Raw genomic sequence first — 3,536 nt, 5'->3', positions numbered from 1 at the left:
AGCTTGAGCATGGCTTTGTCTCCGGAGATCGTTGTGCGCAGATGCTGTCACGCCTGGGTCAGATATGACAGTGCGTAAGCACCCTCTTGTTCCCGCAAACGTCGCGATTTCGCGACCGGCGTCACATCTGGCGCCGCCGCCGGCCTGGGTACAGTGGCGCGATGAGCGCACTCCTGCACCCCCGCCAGGCCCTGTTCGGCCACGAAGCCGTTCGGCCCGCGCTGCCTGTCGTCGACCACTACTGCGGCGTCGAGGCCCGCATGCGCAAGAGCCTGGCCCTGCAGGCCGAACTCGGCCCCGTCTTCGACATCACGCTGGACGCCGAGGACGGCGCCCCGGTCGGCGGCGAGGCCGAGCATGCGCTGCTGATCGCCGAACTGGCAACGAGCTCGGCCAACCGCTTCGGCCGCGTCGGCGCCCGCGTGCACCCTTTCTGCCACGCCGCCTTCGAAGCCGACGTCGACACCTTGATCGCCAAGGCCGGCGACAGGCTGGCCTATCTGATGATCCCCAAACCAGAGAGCGCCGAGGACGTCGAGCGCGCTGTGGCCGCCATCGATGCCGCCTGCGAGCGCCACGCCCAGCCCAGGCTACCGCTGCAGGTGCTGATCGAAACGCACGGCGCGCTGCGCGAGGTCTTTCGCATCGCCGCCCATCCGCGCATCGAGTCGCTGTCCTTCGGGCTGATGGACTTTGTCTCGGCCCATGGCGGCGCCATCCCCAAGACGGCGATGGAGCTGCCCGGCCAGTTCGAGCATCCGCTGGTCGTGCGCGCCAAGCTCGAGATTGCCGCCGCGGCCCATGCCTTTGGCAAGACGCCTTCGCACTGCGTGGTCACCGAGTTCCGCGATGCCGAACGGCTCGCGGCGGCCGCGCGGCGCGCCGCGCGCGAGTTCGGCTACACGCGCATGTGGAGCATCCATCCCGACCAGATCCGTCCCATCGTCGAGGCGTTCGCGCCGGCCGCCGACGAAGTGGCCGAAGCGGCCGAGCTGCTGCTTGCCGCACGAGCCGCGCAATGGGCTCCCATCTCTTTCCACGACCGCCTGCACGACCGCGCCAGCTACCGCTACTTCTGGACTGTGCTGGAGCGCGCCGAGCGCACCGGGCGCGCCTTGCCCGACGCAGCGCGATCGGCGTTTTTCCCCGTAGCCATCGGGGTAATCGCCGAGTGAGGCACGAACCGGCGTGCAGTCCGTCACGCGGACAATGCCTACATCTTTTCACCGCTGCGCGGCCGCATTGCAGCCATGATTCGCCAGCTTTTTCCACCCTCCTTTCCCACCCCGATTCCAGATGCCGATGACTTCGCTCCGTGCCAGTGCCGCCGCCCTGATCCTCTGCGCCGCCTTGCCCGCCCTGGCCCAGACCGCTCCGGCCAAGCCCGTCGCAAAAACCAAGGCCGCGGCCAAGCCCGCGCCCGCCAAGAAGGCACCGCCGCCGCCGCCCGAGCCTGTGCTGGTCGATGCCGATGAGGCCCAGCTTGCCGCTGCGGAGCGCGCCTACCTGGGCGACTACGCCTGCGAGTTCAAGGAGACCGTGCAGATCGAGAAGCATCCCAAGGTGGCCGGCTACATCAACGTGGCCTGGAAGAAGCAGGTCTTCACGATGAAGCCCGTGCTGTCGTCAACCGGCGCCCTGCGCCTGGAAGACGTGACCGGCCGCACGCTGATGATCCAGATCGCCAACAAGTCCATGCTGCTGGACACCAAGATCGGCCAGCGCCTCATCGACGACTGCGTCCACCCCGAGCAGATCAAGCTGATCGAAGCCGCCAAGGCTGCCAAGATCAACGACCCCGAGGCCGAAGCCGCCGAGGCAGCACGCAGCGGCCTGGGCATCACGCCCACGGCGGCCGAAACACCCGCAGCGCCCCCGGTGGCTGCGAAACCGGCCAAGCCAGCCAAGGCCAAGTGAGTCATTGCTGTTGAAACCCGTGGCTTGGGTATGTAGAATGAATACATACTTTTCGATGCATACCTGAGCCACCGCCTCCGCGGCGCTCAGCCGCTGGAGGCGCCATGGAAGCCACCGTTGCCGAACGCGGGCAGATCACCCTGCCCAAAGCCGTCCGAGATGCCCTCGGTCTGACCAAGGGCACGACGCTCAAGGTCGAGCTTGATGGCGGGCGCATCATCCTGCGCAAGAACGTCGACGACGCGCTGGCCAAGCTGCGCGGGCGCTTCAAACTGCCTGAAGGCGTCACCACCGACGACGTCATGCGCGAGCTGCGTGGCCGCGCCCCCGGCGACCCGGTCGAGCCGTGATCGCCATCGATTCCTCCGTTCTCATCGACCTGCTGGGCGGTGACGTGGGCGCCGAATCCGCTGAAGACTGTCTTCGCCAGGCGCTGGCGCGCGGGCCGGTCGTCGCCTGCGACGTCGTGCTCAGCGAAGTCGTCTCCGGCCTCGGCTTTGGCGCCGAGCTGCTGGATGCGCTGGAAGGCGTCGGCATCGTCTACTCTCCCATCGAATCCCGCGCGGCCGTTCGTGCCGGCGAAATGCAGCGCCGCTACAAGGAGCGCCGCAAGGCCTCCGGCCAGGCACCCGCCGGTCCGCGCACCGTTCCCGACTTCCTGATCGGCGCCCACGCCCTGCTGCAATGCCAGGCGCTGATCAGCCGCGATCAAGGTTTCTTCCGCGACTACTTCAAGGGTCTCAAGGTCATCGTGCCTGGAGCCGCCTGATTCCTTTTCCATCCCCGTTCCGCCAGGAGTTCCCCCATGCTGTCCGCCTACCGCCAACACGCCGCCGAACGTGCCGCCCTCGGCATCCCGCCCCTCGCCCTGGATGCCAAGCAGGTCGCCGAGCTGATCGAGCTGATCAAGGCTCCGCCCGCCGGTGAAGACGCCTTCCTGCTGGATCTGCTGACCCACCGCGTGCCTCCGGGCGTGGACGATGCGGCCAAGGTCAAGGCCAGCTTCCTGGCCGCCGTCGCGCACGGCGACATCAAGGTCGGCCTGATCTCCAAGGCCAAGGCGACCGAGCTGCTCGGCACCATGGTGGGCGGCTACAACGTGCATCCGCTGATCGAGCTGCTGGACGACGCCGAAGTCGCCGGTGTGGCCGCTGAAGGCCTGAAGAAGACCCTGCTGATGTTCGACTTCTTCAACGACGTGGCCACCAAGGCCAAGGCCGGCAATGCCAAGGCGCAGGAGGTGATGAAGAGCTGGGCCGATGCCGAGTGGTTCACCAGCCGCCCCGAGGTCGAGAAGAAGATCACCGTCACCGTCTTCAAGGTGCCCGGCGAGACCAACACCGACGACCTGTCGCCGGCGCCCGATGCCTGGAGCCGCCCCGACATCCCGCTGCACTACCTGGCGATGCTGAAGAACACCCGTCGGGACTTTGGTTCTGCTGGCGGTGCGGCCTTCAAGCCCGAGGAAGACGGCAAGCGCGGCCCGATGCAGTTCATCGAGGACCTGAAGAAGAAGGGCAACTTGGTCGCCTACGTGGGCGACGTCGTCGGCACCGGCTCCTCGCGCAAGTCCGCCACCAACAGCGTCATCTGGGCCACGGGCCAGGACATCCCCCCCC

Annotated in this window: 4 protein-coding genes and 1 pseudogene; all 5 read left to right on the top strand. The window is 67.4% G+C overall.

Features of this window, described 5'->3' with window-relative positions:
- Positions 1–161: 161 nt before the first annotated feature.
- Positions 162–1,175 carry an HpcH/HpaI aldolase/citrate lyase family protein gene (locus ACXJKR_RS27420; RefSeq protein WP_457325516.1) on the top strand — a complete coding sequence of 338 codons (1,014 nt, stop codon included), beginning with the start codon at positions 162–164 and terminating at the stop codon, positions 1,173–1,175.
- Between the two features lie 127 nt (positions 1,176–1,302).
- A complete protein-coding gene (locus ACXJKR_RS27415; RefSeq protein WP_157281448.1) occupies positions 1,303–1,917 on the top strand; it encodes a hypothetical protein in 615 nt (204 codons plus the stop codon).
- A gap of 104 nt (positions 1,918–2,021) precedes the next feature.
- Positions 2,022–2,267, top strand: a complete 246-nt coding sequence (locus ACXJKR_RS27410; RefSeq protein WP_056196361.1) for an AbrB/MazE/SpoVT family DNA-binding domain-containing protein — start codon at positions 2,022–2,024, stop codon at positions 2,265–2,267.
- A complete protein-coding gene (locus tag ACXJKR_RS27405; protein WP_457325515.1) occupies positions 2,264–2,686 on the top strand; it encodes a type II toxin-antitoxin system VapC family toxin in 423 nt (140 codons plus the stop codon). The genes ACXJKR_RS27410 and ACXJKR_RS27405 overlap by 4 nt, the downstream gene beginning before the upstream one ends.
- A gap of 36 nt (positions 2,687–2,722) precedes the next feature.
- A pseudogene (locus tag ACXJKR_RS27400) lies at positions 2,723–3,536 on the top strand (bifunctional aconitate hydratase 2/2-methylisocitrate dehydratase); the annotation flags it as partial.

The organism is Roseateles sp. P5_E11, assembly GCF_054049355.1.
This window is presented reverse-complemented; position numbering and strand designations above follow the sequence as displayed.

Excerpts from the sequence above, each read along its gene's own strand:
- ACXJKR_RS27420 (WP_457325516.1), top strand. The coding sequence starts at position 162 with ATGAGCGCACTCCTGCACCCCCGCCAGGCCCTGTTCGGCCACGAAGCC.
- ACXJKR_RS27415 (WP_157281448.1), top strand. The coding sequence starts at position 1,303 with ATGACTTCGCTCCGTGCCAGTGCCGCCGCCCTGATCCTCTGCGCCGCC.
- ACXJKR_RS27410 (WP_056196361.1), top strand. The coding sequence starts at position 2,022 with ATGGAAGCCACCGTTGCCGAACGCGGGCAGATCACCCTGCCCAAAGCC.